This window comes from Sphaerisporangium sp. NBC_01403, from assembly GCF_045040145.1.
GTDB lineage: Bacteria > Actinomycetota > Actinomycetes > Streptosporangiales > Streptosporangiaceae > Sphaerisporangium > Sphaerisporangium viridialbum.
The window spans coordinates 2661629-2681203 of sequence record NZ_CP109534.1 but is presented as its reverse complement, the minus strand read 5'-3'; the positions used below and the strand labels follow the sequence as shown (position 1 = coordinate 2681203).

General features: G+C 69.4%; 16 protein-coding genes. 12 read left to right on the top strand and 4 right to left on the bottom strand.

The annotated features are described in order from the left end of the window. Positions 1-248: 248 nt before the first annotated feature. Complete coding sequence (locus OG589_RS12020) at positions 249-1259, bottom strand: LysR family transcriptional regulator (protein ID WP_405148684.1); 1011 nt, start codon at positions 1257-1259, stop codon at positions 249-251. 80 nt (positions 1260-1339) lie between these two features. Between OG589_RS12020 and dnaE the strand changes: the two genes are divergently transcribed. Both dnaE and OG589_RS12010 read left to right on the top strand, forming a co-directional pair. Continuing rightward, positions 1340-4876, top strand: a complete 3537-nt coding sequence (dnaE, locus tag OG589_RS12015; RefSeq protein ID WP_405148682.1) for a DNA polymerase III subunit alpha — start codon at positions 1340-1342, stop codon at positions 4874-4876. Positions 4877-5017: 141 nt separating this feature from the next. Further along, positions 5018-6175, top strand: a complete 1158-nt coding sequence (locus tag OG589_RS12010) for a hypothetical protein (protein WP_405148681.1) — start codon at positions 5018-5020, stop codon at positions 6173-6175. Positions 6176-6313: 138 nt separating this feature from the next. Here the strand turns inward: OG589_RS12010 and OG589_RS12005 are convergent, their stop codons facing one another. Then, complete coding sequence (locus tag OG589_RS12005; protein ID WP_405148680.1) at positions 6314-6958, bottom strand: PEP-utilizing enzyme; 645 nt, start codon at positions 6956-6958, stop codon at positions 6314-6316. On the opposite strand from OG589_RS12005, the gene OG589_RS12000 reads away from it, so the two are divergent. The 10 genes from OG589_RS12000 (at position 6947) to OG589_RS11955 (ending at position 17941) form a co-directional block, all read left to right on the top strand. Further along, complete coding sequence (locus OG589_RS12000) at positions 6947-7366, top strand: hypothetical protein (protein WP_405148679.1); 420 nt, start codon at positions 6947-6949, stop codon at positions 7364-7366. The two genes, OG589_RS12005 and OG589_RS12000, sit on opposite strands and share 12 nt — an antisense overlap. A 43-nt stretch (positions 7367-7409) precedes the next feature. Then, positions 7410-7991 (top strand): tyrosine-type recombinase/integrase, encoded by a 582-nt coding sequence (locus OG589_RS11995; protein ID WP_405152021.1) that lies wholly within the window; start codon positions 7410-7412, stop codon positions 7989-7991. Positions 7992-8243: 252 nt separating this feature from the next. Beyond that, the gene (locus tag OG589_RS11990; RefSeq protein WP_405148678.1) at positions 8244-9500 is read left to right on the top strand and encodes a hypothetical protein; all 1257 of its coding nucleotides are present in this window, start codon (positions 8244-8246) and stop codon (positions 9498-9500) included. A gap of 444 nt (positions 9501-9944) precedes the next feature. Next, positions 9945-11198 (top strand): Dyp-type peroxidase, encoded by a 1254-nt coding sequence (locus OG589_RS11985; protein WP_405148677.1) that lies wholly within the window; start codon positions 9945-9947, stop codon positions 11196-11198. A gap of 77 nt (positions 11199-11275) precedes the next feature. After that, on the top strand, positions 11276-12625 hold the full coding sequence (locus OG589_RS11980; protein ID WP_405148675.1) for a molybdopterin-dependent oxidoreductase: 1350 nt from the start codon (positions 11276-11278) through the stop codon (positions 12623-12625). A 450-nt stretch (positions 12626-13075) separates the two neighbouring features. Next, positions 13076-13588 carry a PadR family transcriptional regulator gene (locus OG589_RS11975; protein ID WP_405152020.1) on the top strand — a complete coding sequence of 171 codons (513 nt, stop codon included), beginning with the start codon at positions 13076-13078 and terminating at the stop codon, positions 13586-13588. Beyond that, entirely contained in the window at positions 13585-14322 is a 738-nt protein-coding gene (locus tag OG589_RS11970) for an ABC transporter ATP-binding protein (protein ID WP_405148673.1), read from the top strand. Before OG589_RS11975 ends, OG589_RS11970 begins: the two co-directional genes overlap by 4 nt. Before the next feature lie 5 nt (positions 14323-14327). Beyond that, positions 14328-16118 (top strand): FtsX-like permease family protein, encoded by a 1791-nt coding sequence (locus OG589_RS11965; RefSeq protein ID WP_405148671.1) that lies wholly within the window; start codon positions 14328-14330, stop codon positions 16116-16118. Between the two features lie 117 nt (positions 16119-16235). Continuing rightward, a complete protein-coding gene (locus tag OG589_RS11960; protein ID WP_405148669.1) occupies positions 16236-17549 on the top strand; it encodes a hypothetical protein in 1314 nt (437 codons plus the stop codon). Continuing rightward, a complete protein-coding gene (locus OG589_RS11955; protein WP_405148667.1) occupies positions 17546-17941 on the top strand; it encodes a hypothetical protein in 396 nt (131 codons plus the stop codon). Before OG589_RS11960 ends, OG589_RS11955 begins: the two co-directional genes overlap by 4 nt. Before the next feature lie 117 nt (positions 17942-18058). Here OG589_RS11955 and arsB read toward each other — a convergent pair whose 3' ends face one another. Both arsB and OG589_RS11945 read right to left on the bottom strand, forming a co-directional pair. Beyond that, positions 18059-19147, bottom strand: coding sequence for an ACR3 family arsenite efflux transporter (arsB, locus tag OG589_RS11950; protein WP_405148666.1), 1089 nt, complete (start codon positions 19145-19147; stop codon positions 18059-18061). Then, positions 19144-19431: an ArsR/SmtB family transcription factor gene (locus OG589_RS11945; protein ID WP_405152019.1), complete on the bottom strand. Its 288-nt coding sequence runs from the start codon at positions 19429-19431 to the stop codon at positions 19144-19146. Before OG589_RS11945 ends, arsB begins: the two co-directional genes overlap by 4 nt. Positions 19432-19575 lie beyond the last annotated feature (144 nt).

Below are 19575 nucleotides of genomic sequence, written 5' to 3'. Positions count from 1 at the left end.
ATATCCGTTGGATTGCGACGAGGCCGAACTGGGACAGCCTCATCAGGCGCTCCTTCGGTCAGCCGCTCATCTCCTGCGTGCGGTGCGGCGGCCTCGCACTCCTCATCGAACGGGGGCCCGCCGTCGGCCGTGACGTTAACGCCACGGACATCAGAAGCGCAGCCGCCCTGCGTCGTTGATCCCGTATCAGGTATGGGCGACTGCCGTTGATGATCGGCGTGGGTTCACCGCGCTGGTTAGCCGGATATTCAGGCGGTTTTCTCATGGGGCCTGGGATCCATGGTGAAGGCGGCACGGTCGGGTGCCGGCAGCCATTGGTGTCTCGGGTCGAACGGCCGGAAGTTGCTCTCGATGAAGCGGGTGAGCAGGGCCAGCACCGGGTGATGGTTCTGCCGGTGGTGGAGCAGTGAGCACGGGTACATGGGCGCGGGGTCGACAATCGGGATTTGGACGGTGCGCGGATGGCTGGGCAGGCGGCACCACTCACCCGCGAGCCCGATGCGTTCGCCTGAGCCGATCTCCTCCACGAAGTACTCCCAGCCGAAGTCGGGGCCGGAGGTGTCGATCCGGATGTCGAAGGCGGCGCCGAAGAAGTCCCAGAACTCGGCCCACTCGCTGCCGGTGGCGTTGCCGGGCATCCACACGGTCATCCCGGACAGCCGCGCCGTCTCCACCTGTGGCAGCCCGGCCAGGGGGTGGTCGCGCCGCACCAGCAGGTGCGCCTGCTCCAGATAGGCCGGCATGGACACCAGATCGTCCTCCAGTGTCCCGCTGACCCGAGCGAAGGCGGCGTCGACGGACCCGTGGGCGAGTGCGCTGCGCGCGGATCTGAGCCCGTTGGAGGTGATGATGTCGATCTCCACGTCCTCGACGGTCCGGTGGAATGCCCGGATCACATCGACGGACGCCAGCCGCGTGTCCAGTACGTCGACGCGCAGTGACCGGCGCCGGCCGTGCAGCATCTCGAGGGCCTGGTCGGCGATGCCGACCAGGGCACGCGCGTGGTGGAGGAACGCCCCGCCGTCCTTGGTGAGCTCGGCCCCTGTGCGCGTACGGGAGAGCAGCCTCACGCCGAGGTCGGACTCCAGCTTCGCGATTCGCTTTGAGACGGCCTGCTGGGTGATGCCCAGGGTGGCCCCGGCCTCGCTGAAGTAGCGGTCCTCGGTGACGGCGACGAAGGCCCGGACCGTGGCGAGATCCAGGTCGGCGGGTTGGACCACCGTTGGTTGTGGATCGTCGGCGTGTCGATTGTTGGACAACCGCTCCTGCTCTCGGGTCGAATGCTCGGGTTCGCGGCCGAGCCTACAACCAGGGGGCGTGGTTCCCGGTGGGATCCTTCGTGCATCTCCACGTGCACACCGAGTACAGCATGCTCGACGGGGCGGCCAAGGTCGGCCTGCTGATGGACGAGGTGGCACGGCTGGGCATGCCGGCCGTGGCGATGAGCGACCACGGCAACGTGCATGGGGCGTATGAGTTCTACCAGACGGCACGCAAGACGGGGATCAAGCCGATCATCGGCATCGAGAGTTACGTCGCTCCCGCCTCGCGGCACCATCGCAAGCCGGTGTACTACAGCGACAACCTCTCGTTGCGCCGGTCCAACGAGGACACCGGCGAGGGTGGGGACGTCTCCGGGCGCGGCCTGTACACGCACATGACGATGTGGGCGGCGAACGCCCAGGGCCTGCGCAATCTCTTCCGCCTGCAGTCCCGGGCCTGGCTCGAAGGGCACGTCCAGAAATATCCGCGCATGGATGATGAGCTGCTCGCCGAACACGGCCACGGGATCATCGCCACGACCGGCTGTCCGTCCGGGGAGGTGCAGACCAGGCTGCGGCTCGGCCAGTACGCACAGGCCGTCGAGGCCGCCGCGCGGTATCGCGACATCTTCGGCAAGGGCAACTACTTCCTGGAGCTGATGGACCACGGCCTCGCGATCGAGCACCGGGTCCGCCAGGAACTGCTCAAGGTGGGCAGGGAGCTCGGCCTGCCGCCCCTGGCCACCAACGACTCCCACTACGTCACCGAGAGCCAGGCCGGGGCGCACGACGCGCTGCTGTGTGTCGGCACCGGCAAGCGACTGGCCGACACCGACCGCTTCCGCTTCAGCGGCACCGGCTACTTCATCAAGCCGGCTGAGGAGATGCGCGCACTGTGGGACGGCGAGGTGCCGGGCGCGTGCGACAACACGCTCCTGGTGGCCGAGCGCGTCGGCGACTACGGCGAGGTGTTCGCCCACCGGGACCTGACGCCGCGCTTCCCCGTGCCCGAGGGCGAGAGCGAGTCCAGTTGGCTGCGCAAGGAGACCCTGCAGGGGGCACGCCGCCGCTACGGCGGGCACCCGCCGCAGGGGGTGTTGGACCGCATCGACTACGAGCTGTCGGTCATCGACACCATGGGCTTTCCCGGCTACTTCCTGGTGGTCGCCGACATCTGCCGATACGCCCGCGAGAACGGAATCGGCCTGGGCCCCGGCCGCGGGTCCGCCACCGGCTCGATCGTCGCGTACTGCACGGGCATCACCCAGCTCGACCCTATCGAGCACAAGCTGATCTTCGAGCGGTTCCTCAACCCCGAGCGGATCTCCATGCCGGACGTCGATCTCGACTTCGACGACCGGCGGCGCGACGAGATGATCGACTACGTCACCCGCAAGTACGGCGAGGACCGGGTCTGCCAGATCGTCACGTTCGGCACCATCAAGGCCAAGGCCGCCATCAAGGACTCCTGCCGGGTGCTGGGCCTGCCGTACGCCCTGGGCGACCGCATCACCAAGACCTTCCCCGCGGCGGACGGCGGCAAGGAGATCCCGCTAGCCGCTATCCACGACACCCGCCACGCCCGCCACGGCGAGGCGGCCGAGCTGCGCCAGCTCTACCAGCAGGATGCCGACGTCAAGCGGGTGATCGACACCGCGGCCGGCCTCGAGGGCCTCACCCGGGGTACCGGCATCCACGCCGCGGGCGTGATCCTCTCCAGCGAGCCTCTGGTCGACGTGGTCCCGCTGGTCAAGCCCAAGGCCGACGGACCGGTCATCACCGGCTTCCCGTTCACGCAGGCCGAGGACATGGGCCTGCTGAAGATGGACTTCCTCGGCCTGCGCAACCTCACCGTCATCGGTGACGCGATCGCGAACGTCCACGCCAACAAGGGCGTCGACATCGACATCCTGGAGATCCCGCTCGACGACGCGACGACGTACGAGCTGCTGGCGCGCGGTGACACGCTCGGGGTCTTCCAACTGGACAGCGGCGGCATGCGGGTCTTGCTGAAACTCATGCAGCCCACCACGTTCACCGACATCGCCGCGGTGAACGCGCTGTACCGGCCCGGCCCGATGGAGATGAACGCGCACACCAACTACGCGCTGCGCAAGACCGGCAAGCAGCCGGTCGAGCCGATCCACCCCGAACTGGCCGAGGCCCTGGAACCCATCCTCGGCGACACCTACCACCTGGTGGTCTTCCAGGAGCAGGTGATGGCCATCGCCCAGCAACTCGCCGGATACTCCCTCGGCGCCGCCGACATGCTGCGCCGGGCCATGGGCAAGAAGAAGAAGGAGGTCCTGGACGCCGAATGGGACCGGTTCTCGGCGGGCATGCGCGGACGCGGCTTCTCCGAGGAGGCCATCAAGGCGGTCTGGGACGTCCTGCTCCCCTTCAGCGGCTACGGCTTCAACAAGTCGCACACCGCCGGGTACGGCCTGGTCTCCTACTGGACCGCCTACCTCAAGGCCAACCATCCCCAGGAGTACCTGGCCGCGCTGCTCACCTCGGTCGGCGACGACAAGGACAAGATGGCCGTTTACCTGGCCGACTGCCGGCGCCTGGGCATCAGGGTGCTGCCCCCCGACGTCAACGCCAGCCGACTGGACTTCGCCGCCGTCGGGTCCGACATCCGCTTCGGACTGGGAGCCGTCCGCAACGTCGGCACCGGCGTCGTGGACGCGATCGTCACCATCCGGGAAGCCAAAGGCCACTACACCGACTTCAACGACTTCCTCACCAAGGTGCCCTCCATCGTCTGCAACAAGCGCGTCATCGAGTCATTGGCCAAGGCCGGCGCCTTCGACAGCCGGGGACACCACAGGAAAGCCCTGGTCGCGGTGCACGAACCCGCCGTGGACGCGGTCATCGACGTCAAGCGGAACGAGGCCCACGGCCAGGACTCGCTGTTCGGCGAGGCAGCGCGTGGCCAGAGCAACGCCTTCTCCGTCGCGATCCCCGAAGGCGAGTGGGACAAGGCCACCCTGCTCGCCTTTGAACGCGAGATGCTCGGCCTGTACGTCTCCAGCCACCCGCTCGACGGCGCCGAACGCGTCCTGTCCGCCAACCGCGACACCACCATCGCCGACCTGCTGGCCTCCGGACGCCAGGACGGCGCGACCCGGATCAGCGGCATCGTCTCCGGCCTGCAACGCAAGGTCACCAAACAGGGCAGCCCATGGGCGATCGTCACCCTCGAAGACCACGACGCCTCCGTGGAGTGCCTCGTCTTCCCCAAGACCTACACACTGTACGGCGAGGCGCTGTACGAGGACCGCGTGATCTCCGTCCGCGGCCGGATCAACGTCCGCGACGAGACGATGAGCGTCTACGGCGAGGAGATCACCCTGCTGAACGTCTCCCACACGGACGCAGAACCACCCGTGGTGATCTCGGTCCAGGAGGCCCAGCTGAACCTACGGGTCGTGCAGGAGTTCAAGCACATCCTTACCACCCATCCTGGACGCGCGCCCGTGCACCTACGAGTGCACCGCCCCGGCGCCGCGAGCGTGCTGTGGAACCTCCAGCCGTTCCAGGTGGCCCCGTCGCCGGCGTTCTACGGCGACGTCAAGGCACTGCTCGGCGCCGGCGCGATTGGCGGCGCATGACCGGCAGGTGGGCCTGTCCGCGCTGCCGTACCGGCGAGGTCCTGGCCGTCGTGCGCCTGCCGCACACCTGGACGAATGCGGCGGGCGACCCGGTCCGCGGCAAGGTTTGACGGCGTTCCTGGGACGGGTGATGATCAACGCGTGTTTCCTCGCGCAGCCGTTGCCGCGGCAGGGTTGCTGGTGCTGACCCTGGTGGGAGGCTGCGGCGACTCCCCGGCCGCCGAACGCGTCTCCATCCTCCCCCGTGGCGCCGCGGCGACGCCGTTCCCGGTCCCGCCCTCGTCACTACCGCCGACCCCGTCACCGTGGGGCGGGTCGGCGGGACCGTCGGCCACGATGCCGGCGCGGCCGGACCTCGCATCGTCCCTGGCGGTGCCGATGGCGACCGCCGCTCCCTTGGCCGGGACCGGGCCGCCGCGCTTCTTCGTCTCCGCGAGGGTGCCGATCGCCCGGTTTTCCGAGCGTTCCAAGACGCCGATCGGCACGCCGGTGCCGCCTTCCGTAAACGACGCCAGGACCGGGAGGTTCATAGCGGCCGTTCCGCTGCCGCCGGGGATCGAGTCGTCGTGGAAGCTCGCGGCGGCGGCGCCGGACAACCGAACGTTCCTGCTCTCCGGCACCTGCGGGCAGGAGTCCGGTGTCCGATTCTTCCGGGTCCGTCTTGACGAGAACGGGCGGCCGGGCACACCCGAGCTGGTGCCGGACTCCGGCGGCTGCGTGCCTGGGACGCTGCCGGTGCTCACCCTCAGCCACGACGGAACAAGGTTCGCCTTCGCCGACACGCTGGTCGGAGGGACGATCGTTTCCGTGGTGGAGATCGCCACCGGGGCGCGACGCGATTGGTTCGCCGGGAACATACCGGTGACCGGCCTGTCCTGGGCCCCGGACGGGCGGCGGATCGCCGTGGCGGTGCACAACTGGGGCCTCGGCGTCATGGACCTCGCCGCCCCTGGGCCGGACCTGCTCGCATCCACCCGTCTCGTCAGGCCGATGAAGGGTTTTCCCCTGGAGTCGGTGGCCTACACCCCCGACGGCGGCTTCCTGATCTACTCGGCCGGCCACGATATCGAGCGCATCCCCGTCGGCGGCGGGACGCCGGTGGTGCTCGCCCGGCTGTCGCCGCCGAAAAACGCGTCGCTCACCATCCGGTTCGACCTCGACGGGACCGGCCGATATCTGCTCTACACGCACGACTGGCGGCTCTATCGTGCTGACCTGCACGACGGCTCCACCAGCTCGGTGCCGGTCGAGACGGGCGACCTGCCGCTCGGCGGCCAGACGCCCGACGCCGCCTGGTGAGGATCACGCTGCTGGGCGCCTGGTTCGGCTTGCCACAGGTTGCCCAGGAACGGAACGGTCGCAGGCAGACGCTGCCCCTTGGGTGGCTCACTCGCTGGGGTCGCACCCCTCCCGCCCTCGCGATAGGAAAGTGCTTTGTCACCTGGTGTAGTAGAGGAACTCACTGACGATCGGAGTGTCTGGGTGGTCGGCGAGCTTGCGGCGAAAGTTGGTGAGGGTACCGCTGCCGCGAGCTGAGGTAACAACCTCCCATGTGATCCACAGTGTTTTGTACGGCTGGTTGGTGCGCGTCAACTGCTGCTCTCGGTAGGCGGTTACGCGTGTGCTGAGTCGCAGGAGGTGACGAGGCCGGTAGTGCCGTCGACGATGACGTGGGCTCCCTCGGGGGATGGTCAAGGCGTTGGCGACAGCGGTGATGCAGGGGATACCGAACTCGCGGGCCAAGATCGCGGTGTGGGATAGCGGGCCTCCCGTCGTGGCCACGATGGCGCTCGGCTGGTGGGACAGCACCAGGACGGCCTCGGGGCCGAGTGGGCCGCAGACGATGACCGCGCCCGTGGCATCGCTGGGGCGCAAGGTATGTGCGTTGGCGGTAGTGAGGTGCAGCACCGGACCGCTGCCCAAGCCCGGGACTAGCGGTATGCCGCGCCTGAGGATGCTCGCGTTTGGGGTCATCAGAGCGGATGCGCGCTCCATCGCGGCGGAGGTCGTGCCCAGCAGGTCGGTGAGGAACCGCTCCCAGGCGCTTTCGGGCAGTAGCCAGTTGACGATGTGGGTGGACATGACGGCACACCGCCGGACCCTCTGGTCTTCCGGCCGCCACGGCGGCTGGCCGCCCTGGCTCTGGTGCCCTTCGCCCTGGGGTGCGCCATCGTCTGGTGGGGCGTCGAGTTGTACGCATGGTCGGCGATGGCCGCCGGGGCCTGGCTGATCCTCCTGGGATCACTGACCGCCACGGCTATGTTCAGCTCGGTCGAGCTCAGCCGCGACGGTGTCCGGACCTTTCCTCTGCTGTCCACCCGGGTGTGCTGGCCGTCCGTCCTGGCGATCGACGTGCGGCCGACACCGACCGGACGTACGGTCGCGCTTCGCCGTGCCGACACGAGCCTGTCGCGCCGTCTCCTGCTCCCGGCTCCGCGGACGCATTTACTCGCCCGCAATGTGGAGTTCGACGAGCAGGTGTACTCCTGACATCATGAGCGCTGTGCTGTCGAGTGCGACAATCACGTGAGACATCACCGACCTCGGCTACAACCGCGGCTGGCGCACCCTCGCCGTCACCCGCAAGGGCGGCAAACGCCAGGCACTCCCCTGGCCCCGCCCGTCGCCGACGCCCTCGATCACTACCTCGCCAGCAGGGCCCGACAGCAGCCAGTCGCATCAAAGCCGGCTACAGGGGCCGCTGTTCGTCACCGGAGCATCCGGCCCCTACCGCGGCGGAAAGCGCCTGGACCGCTGGGCCATCACCAAACTCATCCGCCGCATCGCCCAGGCTGCGGCCATCCCCTCCGCGGCCAAGCTCACCCCGCACTCGCTGCGGCACTCCCTCGCCACCCTGTCCCTGGACGCCGGCGCCGCCCTGCGCGACGTCCAAGACGCCATGGGCCACGCCGACCCGCGAACCACCGCGCCTATGACCGCGCCCGCTACGCCCTCGACCGCCAGCCGTACCGGCCGCTCTGCGCCTCGGTCGACTCCCGGAGACGTCGCAGTCCGCGAGTCGACAGAAGACAGTCACTGGCGCTGCGCCATGCGAACCCCCAGGTCACCGGCCCTCTCGCTAGGCTTCACTGTCGAAACCGTGCGCCTCCAGTGACAGACACGCTGCGCTCAACACGGGTGTGGCCTACTGACATCTGATGACCAAGCCACTGACACCAGTGACGAAACCCCAGGTCAACGAAATGACCATTCACAACTCACAGTGCTGAGCGTTCGCCGGTGAGGCGTGGTGGAGTAACTTGCGGGAAGTCTCCTTCTCGTGAGTTACTCAGGCTCACAGACACGCAACAGATCTTCTTTTCTGATTTTGAATTTCTGGAAATTCGAAATCTGTTAGAGTCCGGCTGTGGCGGTGAAGGCGCGGAGTGGCGGGCAAGGCGCGCGCGGTGGCGGCGCGGAGGATGCGGCCGAGGGCGGCGATACGGCGGGAGTGACGCCGTGCAAGCACTGTGGCGCGGCGATCGAGCGGCGGCCCGGTCGCGGCCGGCCGAAGGAGTACTGCCCGCAGAACGACTGCCAGGCGGCGGCCAAACGTGCGCGGGAACTGCGCCGCGCCACCCCGGGCCTCGAAGGCACGCTCGCCCGCGCCGAGGATCTTTACGACCGGATGGAGAAGGGCCTGGCGGCGGCCATCGCTCCCCTGGCGCAGGTGCTCGCCGACGAGCTCAGCCCGGCGGGGGTGGAGGCCAAGCTGAGCGCGGTTCAGGCCGAGGCGCACACCCGCGTGGCGATCGCCCGCACCGAGCGGGAGCAGGCCTTCGAGCAGGTACGGCTGGCGCGCGAGGCCACCGAGCACGCGCGCAGGCAGCGCGAGAACATGCGCGAGCAGGTGCGCGACGCCCTCGCCGAACGCGACACCGCCCTGTCGGACGCCGAGAACGCGCGCGAGCAGGCCCTGGCGGCCCTGCGGGAGGCGGCCACCACCGAGCGGCACGCCAAGCAGGCGGCCGAGGAGGCGAACCGGCGCGCCACCAGAGCCGAAGCCGCCCGTGACCAGGCGACACGCGAGATGAACGAGCGCGTGGAGGCCGCCGTCGCCGAGGCCAAGGACGCGCGTGCCGAGGCCCAGCAGGCCCGGCAGGCCGCCGAACAGGCCTCGGCCGAGCGGGACGCCGCGCGTACCGAGGCCGAGCTGGCCCGGCGCGCCCGGGTCGAGGCCGAGCAGGCCGCGGCCGGGGCGATCGCGCGAGCGCAGGCGGCCGACGCCGAACGCGGGCGGGCGCAGGCCCGCGCCGAGGCCGCCGAGCAGGCCCGCGCGGAGGCGATGGGCGAGGCCGCCCGTTCCGCGGCCGACGCCACCCAGGCCGCCACGCGAGCCGTGGACGCCGAACGCCAGGCCGCCACCCGCGTCCAGGCCGCCGAGCAGAAAGCGGAGGCGGAGACGTCCGAAGCGCGGGAACGCGAGCGTTCCGCGATCGCCGAGCGCGACCGGCTGGCCGCGCTGCTCGAGGTGGAACGAGCCCGGGTGGCGGACCTGCGAGCGCAGACCGAGACCCTTCGCACCGAATCCGCCCAGCTACGCGAGCGGGCGGTCACCGCCGAACTCCACGCCGCCGCCCAACAGGGACCCGGCGCCCCTACGCCGACCGGAGCCGGCCAGTGAGTTCTCACCGGTGAAGACGGGTCGGGCAAGAAGGAGCGACCTCGTTCACCCGACCCAGCGGAGACGCCCGCATGGCCGTTCCACATGACCTGGCCGACCCACCCGATCTCCGGGACGGCTTCGAGCAGATCTTCAACGCGCACTTCGCCGAGATCCACCGCTACATCGCCAGGCGGCTGTCCGAGGCCGCCGGGCCCGCACCCGTGCTGGTGCCCCGAAGGAACATGGCGAACTCGACGCAGAGGACATGGGCTGTCCAGCTGAGGATCAGCCGACCGGGGGCGGCACTCGCGTCACAGCGGGTGATGCGCCACCCAAAGGGGTCATTTCGGCGCCCCATGCCCATCATCTCTCGCTACCAGGACCCCCCATACACGGCAATTGGCCACCAAAATCGCAGGTCCGCGTCTTGCGTGGTGATCGTGAGCTTCTTAGCGTGAGGGCATGTCCCACTCATATTCTCGGCGCTCGTTCATGGGAGGGACGCTGGCCACCGGGCTGATCGGCGCGGCGGCCGGAAAGCCGGTGCGGGACGCCCGGGAGCGCTCTCCGATCGCCGGTGACGTCGTACCCTTCCACGGGGTCCACCAGTCCGGGATCACGAGTCCGCCGCGCGCGCCGCAGCAGCAAGGGATCTTCGTCACCTACGACGTGACGGCCGGCAACCGCCGGGAGCTCACCGAACTGTTCCGCGTCCTGACCGCTCGCGCCCGCTTCCTGACCAGCGGCGGCCCCGCGCGACCCGCCGAGGGCTCCTCGGGTTCCGGTCTTCTCGGCAGCACCCTGGTACCCGACGGGCTGACCGTGACCGTCGCCGTCGGGTCCTCGCTGTTCGACGATCGCTACGGGCTGTCCGGCCGCAAACCCGTCGAACTGGTCCCCATGACCGCCTTCGCCCACGACGACCTCAACCCGGCCGAATGCCACGGCGATCTCCTCCTGCAACTTTGCGCCAACCACTCCGACGCGCTGGTGAACGCGCTGATCGACTTGCACACGCGTACCGAGGGCCTGATGCGGCAGCGGTGGCGCATCGACGGATTCCGCAGCCCGCAGCGGCCGAGCGGCACTCCACGTGATCTGCTCGGATTCCACGACGACGTGGCCAATCACTTCCTGACCGACGTCAAGGGGCGGATCGACAAGTTCGTCTGGGCCCACCCGCCGTCCCCCGAGCCGTCCTGGACGACCGGCGGCACCTACCAAGTGGTCCGCATCGTCCGGTTCGACCTGGACAAATGGAACCGGGTACCGATCGAACAGCAACAGCGGGTCATCGGCCGGCACAAGGCCACCGGCGTACCGCTGAACGGCGGCACCGACGAGAACTCACCGGTGGTCTACGACCCTGCGGGCGCGGTGATGCCGTTCAACTGCCACGTCCGCCTCGCCAACCCGCAGACCACCGACTCCCGCTTCGCAGCGCCCAACCCGTACGTCCCGGCCAAGGTGCCGCCGGTGCACATCTGGCGCCGCAGCTACCAGTACATGCGCGCCCCCGACGTCGACGGGCACATGGACGCCGGACACGCCTTCTGCTGCTTCCAGCGCGAACTGCGCACCTACGTCGAGATGCAGCGGCGGCTGGAGAACGAGATGCTCGTCCCCTACATCACCCCGACCGGTGGCGGCTATTTCTTCGCCCTCCCGGGCGTGACCAACGACCAGGACTTCTACGCCCGCGCCCTGTTGAGCTGACTCGCGGACTCCGCAGGAGAGTAACTATCCCAATAGTCAGCAAATGGCCGCATCTGTACCGATTCAGGTAGGTGCTCATGGTGACGAACCGACCGGACCGCGGCGAGGACGACGCCCTCCAGGAGAGCCCATCGACGGCACAGTGCTCGCGGCGGCGGTTCCTGGCCTGCTCGGTGGCAGGCGCCACGGCGCCGTTCCTCGTCGGCGAGGGGTCCTCCGCCGCCGGCACGGCCGCTCCTCCGTCCACGGAGGCGACGAACTTCGTCGTTCAGCCGACGCCGTCCTGGTACTTCGTTCACCGGGAGAACGGCTCGGAGGAGATGAAGTGGGGCCCGGTCGGCCGGGCACCCCTCAGCGGCCAACCCGAGGGACACGGAGAGCTGACACCCAACGACCGGCTGTATATCCACAACAGGGCCCGCCCTCCACAGCTCGACCGCCGGACCTGGCGGCTCAAGCTCACCGGCGACGCGCTCACCCACCCCCGGTCGTTCACCTACGACGAGCTGCTGGCAATGCCGTCGGTGACGCTGAAGCGTACGATCGACTGCGGCGCCAACTGCGCCGCCTTCTTCCCCAAGCTGCCGCCCGGCGGAGCCGACAATCGCTGGCTTCCGGTCGGCTACACCCAATGGCACTTCGGTGCGGTGGGGGCCGCCGAGTGGACGGGGGTTCGGGCCAAGGACGTACTGGCGGCGTCCGGAGCCCAATCGCCGGTGGACGTGAAGTTCATCGGCCTGGACGTCATCGTCAACCGGAGCTTCCCCGGCGGGAGGATCCACTACTCCCAGGTCGCCCCCGCCGACAAGGTGCTCAGGGACGACACCCTGCTGGTGTACCGCATGAACGGACGGGAGCTGCCCGTCGACCACGGCTACCCGTTCCGCCTGCTGCTGTCGGGATGGAGCGCTGTCACATACGTCAAGTGGCTCGGCGAGATCGAGGTATCAAAGCATCACATTCCGCCGACAGGCCTGCAGACAAGACACGTGCTCACCGGTCCCGCCTATCCCAAGCCGGTCCCCCTGATCGTCAGCCCCATCCGCAGCGCCATCGAGCACGACCCGGAGATCACCCTGTATCCCGGCGACATCACCCTGCGCGGACGGGCCTGGTCCGGATCCGGCGCGATCGACCGCGTCGACGTCTCGGTACAGAAACTGGCCTCACCCGGGCGATGGGTCACCGAGATGCCATGGCGTGCGGCGAGACTGCTCAGCACGCCCGAACCCTACATGTGGGTACGCTTCGAGGTGCCGTGGCCAGGGGTCAAACCGGGACAGTACCGCGTGATGTCGCGCGCGAAGGACAAGGCCGGCAACATCCAGCCCCGCCCGGAGGACGTCGTATGGAACCAGCACGGCCTCGGCTACAACGGGCACTACCCACTGGACCTGATCGTGGTCCCAGACAGCGACATGCCATGACAAGCACGAACCCCGTGACGCTCCGCGCGAACTACTGACAACAACTCCGCACGCAACACGTCTCCTGTTCAGCGGGTGGGCGTGACCGGGGCAAGCAGCAGGCCGACCAGCGCGTCGACCAGGCCGGCCGCCGTGGCGTCCCAGGCGGCCCGGGGGTCGGCGGCCTCCTCCTGCAGGGCGCGCTCGCGTTCGGCGCGTATGCACGATCAGCACGCGCGGAATCGCTCCCCCCGGTTTATGAGAACCATGGAGCATTCCACGCGGGGTTCACCGTCCTCGCCGGGACAGGCCGACCGGTCCGTCCCATTACCTCTGCCTTCCCGCCATCCCTCAGTTGGCGGCGGGCCAGTCCAGGAGATCGCCAGGTGTAGCGTTTTGACACCTCTTATGGCTAACCGCTATCTATTGGCTAGCCGTTAGGGGGATGGAGTGCAGGACGCAGTGCTGGCGATGCTCGCCAAAGAGCCGACGCATGGATACGGTCTACGCGCTCGGCTGCGGCGGAGTCTTGGCCCGCTGGGCGAGTCGATGAACCCCGGTCAGATCTATGTGACCCTGGCCCGACTGGAAAGAGCGGAGCTCGTGGTCTGCGAGCGGGCTGATGGCCTGCCCGAGCGGCCGGAGCGCAAGGTGTATGCCCTGACACCGGCCGGGCAGCAACGGGTGGCCGCCTGGCTGGCCGAGGTGGGCTGGCCGAAACCGGACCTGGCGGAGTTCCATCTCAAGCTCGCCGCGGCCGCCGCGGCCCGGCTGGCCGACCCGGTGGAGCTCGTGGCGGCGCAGCGCCGTGAGTTGCTGCGCCGCTTGCGTGAGGCGCAACACGCGGCGCTGGCCGGGCCGGCGGGATCACCCGCCGGCCTGCTGCTGGAAGGGGTCGTGCTGCGGCTGCAGGCAGACCTGCGCTGGCTGGATGCCTGTGAGCGGGCCTGGTCCAAGGTCGATGACGAAGTTGAGGGTGGATGAACGTGTCAAGTGCGGTCCGGGCCTGCGGCCTGGTGAAGACGCATGGTCAGGGGCAGAGCCGGGTCCGCGCGGTGGACGAGGTCAACCTGGAGGTGCCTCAGGGGCAGATGCTGGCGGTGATGGGGCCCAGCGGCTGCGGGAAATCCACTCTGCTGCACCTGCTGGGTGGCCTGGAGCGGCCTACCGATGGAGAGGTGTGGATGGCCGGGCGTCGCATCGACACGCTGAGCGAGCGAGCTCTGGCGCGCATGCGGCGCCGGTCGGTGGGGTTCATCTTCCAGGCCTTCCATCTGGTGGAGGAGTTGTCGGCGGCCGAGAACGTGGAGCTGCCCGCGCTGCTGGCCGGGCGCTCGCGCCGCCAGGCCAGGCGGCGCGCGAGCCTGCTGCTGGAACGGGTCGGGCTCGCCGCGCGCGCCCGGCACCTGCCGTCGCAACTGTCGGGCGGTCAACGCCAGCGGATCGCCATCGCCCGCGCCCTGGCCAACGACCCGCTGATCGTCCTGGCCGACGAGCCCACCGGCAACCTCGACACCGCGGCGACACTCGACGTGCTGCGAATCTTCGAGGACCTGCGTGCCGCGGGACAGACCTTCGTGATCGTCACGCATGACGAGCGGGTGGCGGCCACCGCGGACCGGCTGGTCTCGATGCGCGACGGGATGTTCGTCGACGACACCCGGCTGGCCGGCTCCCACACGCGCGGGCTCGGCGGGCTGATCGGGCTGGAGGGCTGAACGTCATGGGCTCCATCGTGCTCGTCGTGCGCCTGGTGCTGGCTGACGTGCGCCGGCACAAGGTCCAGGCCGCGATGCTCCTGCTCGCGGTCACCGTGGCCACCGCCACGATGGCCCTGGGCCTGTCCCTGCGTGGCATGAGCGACGCACTGTACGAGCAGACCCGTGCGGCCACCGCCGGGCCGGACGTGGTGGCACTCTCCGGCGACACGGGCCCCGCCGTGACCTCGGCCCTGGCCTCGCTGGCGGACGCTCCCGAAGTAGTCGCCCACCATGGCCCCTATCGCATCGTCTACGCCACCCTCACCACGCGCGATTCCACGTCGTCCCCAGTGGTGGTGCACGGCTTCGCCGAGAAGCCCGGCGCGGTCAACCGCCCGCTGGTGACCTCGGGTCATTGGGTACGCTCCGGCGGCGCGGTCCTCGAACGCGGCTTCGCCACCGCGCTGGGCGTCGGCGTCGGCGACCACGTCACCATCGCCGGCCGGTCGTACCCCGTCGTCGGGATCGCCGTCACCGCGGCCACCTCCATCTACCCCTGGGCGGCGCAGATCGGCCCGTACGGCGGCCCCAGCGACAACAGCGGCCTGGCCTGGATGACCCGATCAGATGCCCGGGCCCTGGCGTCGTCCCAAGATCTCCCGGTGACCTTGGCCCTGGACCTCAAGCTGCGCGACCCCGCCGCCACCGAGGTCTTCCGCGACGCCCACCACGTCTCCACCATCAGGATCAACTTCCGCTCCTGGCAGTTCACAGCCGAACAGGACATGGTCATCCTCAGGGGCAGCCAGCCGATCCTGGTCGTCGGTAGCTGGCTGCTCAGCTTCCTGGCCATCACCGGAGTGGCGGCGCTGGCCGCGGGACGCGCCGTCGAGCAGACGCGCCGGGCCGGGCTGCTCAAGGCCGTCGGCGCCGCCCCGGGTCTGATCGCCACCGTCCTGCTCACCGAGTACCTGGCGCTGGGGCTGGTCGGCGACGCGCTGGGGCTGGTGATCGCCCGCCTGACCGTGCCCGCCATCGCCAGCCCCACCGCCAGCCGGATCGGCGACGCGGCCGGGCCCGGCGGCGCCACCGTTGCCACGGCGACCGTCCTCGCCGTAGCGGTGGCGGTGCTGTCCACGCTCCGTCCAACGCTGCGGGCCATGCGTACGGCGACCGTCACGGCGCTGGCCGCCACCGCGCACCAGCCCCGTCACCGCCCCTGGCTCACCGCGCTGTCCGCGCTGCTGCCCACGCCGCTGCTGCTCGGGCTGCGGCTGACCGCCCGCCGACCGGGCCGCGCCGTGCTGCAGGCGTGCTCCACCGCCACCACAGTGATCGCGATCGTCGCCGTGCTGACCCTCTACGCCCAGCCGGAGAGGGGCTACGGCCTGGATGGCTCCTCCGCCCTGCCCAACCTGCGGGGCGAGCACGACCGCCGGCTGATGCTCGCCGTCACCATCCTGCTGATCGCACTCGCCGTCGTGAACACCATCACGTTCACCTGGACCACTGCCATAGAGGCCCGGGCGAACATGGCCATCGCACGTACGCTCGGCGCCACCCCAGGGCAGATCTCCGCAGGGCTGTCCACCGCCCAGCTCCTGCCCAGCCTGCCCGGCGCCATCATCGGCGTTCCCCTGGGCATCGGCCTGTGCTCGATGTTCGCTCTCGGGAAGTGGACCGAACCCCCCTCCTCCTGGCTGCTCGGCGCCGCACTCGCGACTCTCCTGGCGACGGCGGCACTCACCGCCCTGCCCGCACGCCTGGCGGCCCGCCGGCCCGTGGCACAGGCCCTCAGCGCCGAAACAGCGTGATCGGACCGGAGCGCCGGTCGTCGCCGGGCTGATCGGGCTGGCGCTCGGGGCGCTGTTCCTGCCCGACGCGGTCACTGCCGAGCCGGTTCCGCCCAGCGCGGCCGACGCTGAGCGGGCATGATCCGAGTCCTGTGCCTCGCCGCCGCCCTGGTGCTGGTGCTGGCCGCCCCCGCCGCTGCGCACAACGTCACAGCGGGGGCGGACCTGCGGATCGCCCAGACAATCGCCGGCTCCGAGGTGACAGTGGTGGTCAAAGGAACAACCCGGGTGCCCGGGCCGCTGCGGATCGGCGTCATCGCGTACCAGCCGGTGTCCGGGCTGCCCATCGGCCTCGAGGTCCACTCGGTCGAGGACGGCCACACGGTAACCGGCACCGCCCAGGCGGCGGCGAACCCGCAGTACACGCAGCTCCAGGTGGAGCGGACCGGGCCGCACGAGCTGAGACTGAGGACCGGGAACGAGACCGCCGTCATCCCGTTCCGCGTCCTCGTCGAACGCGAGTCGGCCGGAGACTTCCTCATCTACGGCGGCCTGTTCGTGGCCGCGCTCCTGCTGGTGGGCGGCCTGCTCAACGGGGCGCTGACCCGACCGGGACCGGCGATGGTGCTGGCCGCGGGTGCCGCGGCAGGGGTGACGGTCGCCGCCATGGTCATCGTGTTCGAATCGCAAGTACCTGCGCCCCCACCTGACGGCGCCGCCCCCACCCCCACGACATCGACCGCGCAAGGGCGGCCGTACGTGCAGGTCCGCATGGATACGGTCCCAGCCCGGCCGGCGGCGGGAGAGGAGTTCGCTCTGCGCGTCGATCTCATCGACGGCTCCACCGGGCGGCCCGTCGACGACCTCACCGCGCACCACGAGGCGCTCGCGCACGTGATCGTCACCAGCGAGGACGGACGCTACTTCCGCCACGTGCACCCTCTGCGCACGGCGCCCGGGCACCTGGAGGTCAGACTGAGCGCCGACCGCCCCGGCCGGTACCTGGCCCACACCGAGCTCGAACGGGAGGACTCAGGCGGGCAACTCCTCGCCGCGGACTTCACCGTCGGAGGGACAGCCAAAGCATCGCAGAAGGCCGACACGGTCAAGCGGTCCGGTCAAACCGGCGCACCCGCCACACAGGCCGGCACGACCGTCACACCGCGACTACAACCTGCCGTGCCCGTCGCGGGCCGCCCCACGACCATCGAACTGGACACCCCCGCCGGCGTCCGGACCTGGCTCGGCATGACCGGCCACCTGCTCATACGCAGCCAGAACGGCGAATTCTTCGGCCACGTGCACGAGATGGGCGCCCCGGGATCCCGGGTGCGCTTCACCTTCAACTTCCCCGAACCGGGCCGCTACCTCGCCTGGGTCCAGTACGCCACCGCCAACCGCATCGTGACCGTACCCTTCACCGTGAACGTGACCGCATCGGAGACCCAGTGATCACGAGGCGGCACGCGGTGGCCGCGGCCACGCTCGCGACCGCGGCAGTGGCGCTGTTCGTCGTGGGCAGGAGCACGGCCGCCGAACCGGTCAACCTGACCACCACGGGCACCCGCTACGCCGCCACCGTCCTCATTGCGGACCCGGCTCCCGGCCAGGTCACCGTGGAGATCAAGGTGAGCAAGGGCGACGCCGACACCGTGGCCCTGTCGGCGGTCATGGCCGAGATGGGACACTCCACACCCGAGATCTCCGCCACCAAGCGTGAGCCCGGCCGCTTCGTGGCCGTAGGCGAGCTGTTCCCGATGAGCGGCGCCTGGGAACTGTCGATTCGCCTCGACGGCCCCACGGGCGAGGAACAACTCGCCGTCAAGACGCTGATCACAGAATAGACAACGGCAGGACGATCGATACGAAGCAATCGCAAAACCGGCAGGCGCTCGGATGTTCCTACAGGCGTTTCTCCTCACCGAAGCCTCGGGCCAACCGCCGATTCCCAGGCCACGACGTCAGCGGGCCGCCTCCGCCACCGACGAGGTGAACTTCTTGCGCCAGGCCAGGGAGACGTAGACCAGGGCCACAAGGACGGGGACCTCGATCAGAGGCCCGACAACACCTGAGAGCGCCTGCCCGGAGGTGACGCCGAAGGTGGCGATGGCGACCGCGATGGCGAGTTCGAAGTTGTTGCCGGCCGCGGTGAAGGCCAGGGTGGCGGTGCGATCGTAGGGCAGACCGATGACTCGGCCGAGGGCGAAGGAGCCACCCCACATCACGGCGAAGTACACCAGCAGCGGCAGGGCGATGCGTACCACGTCTGCGGGCTGGTTCGTGATCGTCTTCCCCTGCAGGGCGAACAGGATGACGATGGTGAACAGCAGCCCGTACAGCGCCGCGGGGCCGATCTTCGGCAGGAATCTGGACTCGTACCAGTCGCGGCCCTTGGCCTTCTCACCGGTACGGCGGGTGAGGTAGCCCGCCAGGAGCGGGATGCCGAGGAAGACCAGCACATTGATCACGATCTTGGTGACCGAGAAGTGCAGGTCGTCGGTCTGCAGACCCAGCCATCCCGGCAGGACGTCAAGGTAGAACCAACCGAGCACGCCGAAGGCGAGAACCTGGAACACCGAGTTCAGCGCGACCAGGACGGCGGCCGCCTCGCGGTCGCCGCAGGCCAGATCGTTCCAGATGATGACCATCGCGATGCAGCGAGCCAGGCCGACGATGATCAGTCCGGTGCGGTACTCGGGCAGATCGGGGAGGAAGATCCAGGCGAGCGCGAACATCAGCGCCGGGCCGACGATCCAGTTGAGCACCAGCGAGGAGACCATGAGGCGCCGGTCCCCGGTGACGGTGTCCAGGCGGTCATACCGAACCTTGGCCAGCACCGGATACATCATCACCAGCAGGCCGAGGCCGATGGGCAGGGAGACCCCGCCGATCTCGACCTTGCTCAGCACGTCGTTGAGGCCGGGAATGGCTCGTCCAAGCCCGAGGCCGATGGCCATGGCGGCGATGATCCACACCGGCAGGAAGCGGTCCAGGGTGGACAACTTGCCCACCAAGCCCGCTTCGGAGGCGATGGTCGGTTCGGTGGTCACGTACAGGGCCTCTTCTTCTCGGCGGTAGCGGTCTCGTAGGCAGCCGCGGCCAGTTCGCCCAGTGCGGCGGCGAGGGCTTCCACGGTGGCGGGGCGGAGCTTGTAGTAGGTGAAGCGTCCGCACGGCTCGGTCTCCACCAATCCGGCCTGACGTAGCACCTTCAGGTGGTTGGAGAGGTTGGTCTGCTTGGCGCCGGTCTCTTCGGCGAGGTGGCAGACGCACAGCGACTCCGTGGCCAGCAGAGTGATGATCTGCAGACGCAAGGGATCGGCCAGGACCCGCAACGTATCACTCACAACTGATATCACGCCAAAATGATACGTTGCCCGGGCGCTGCCGACACCTGCCAGTCGCCGGCCCCCTGCCTTAGGTGCCGCCCGCCATGGGACCGGTCCGCAGGCTGGCCGTTTGAGTTGCTCCGAGACCGT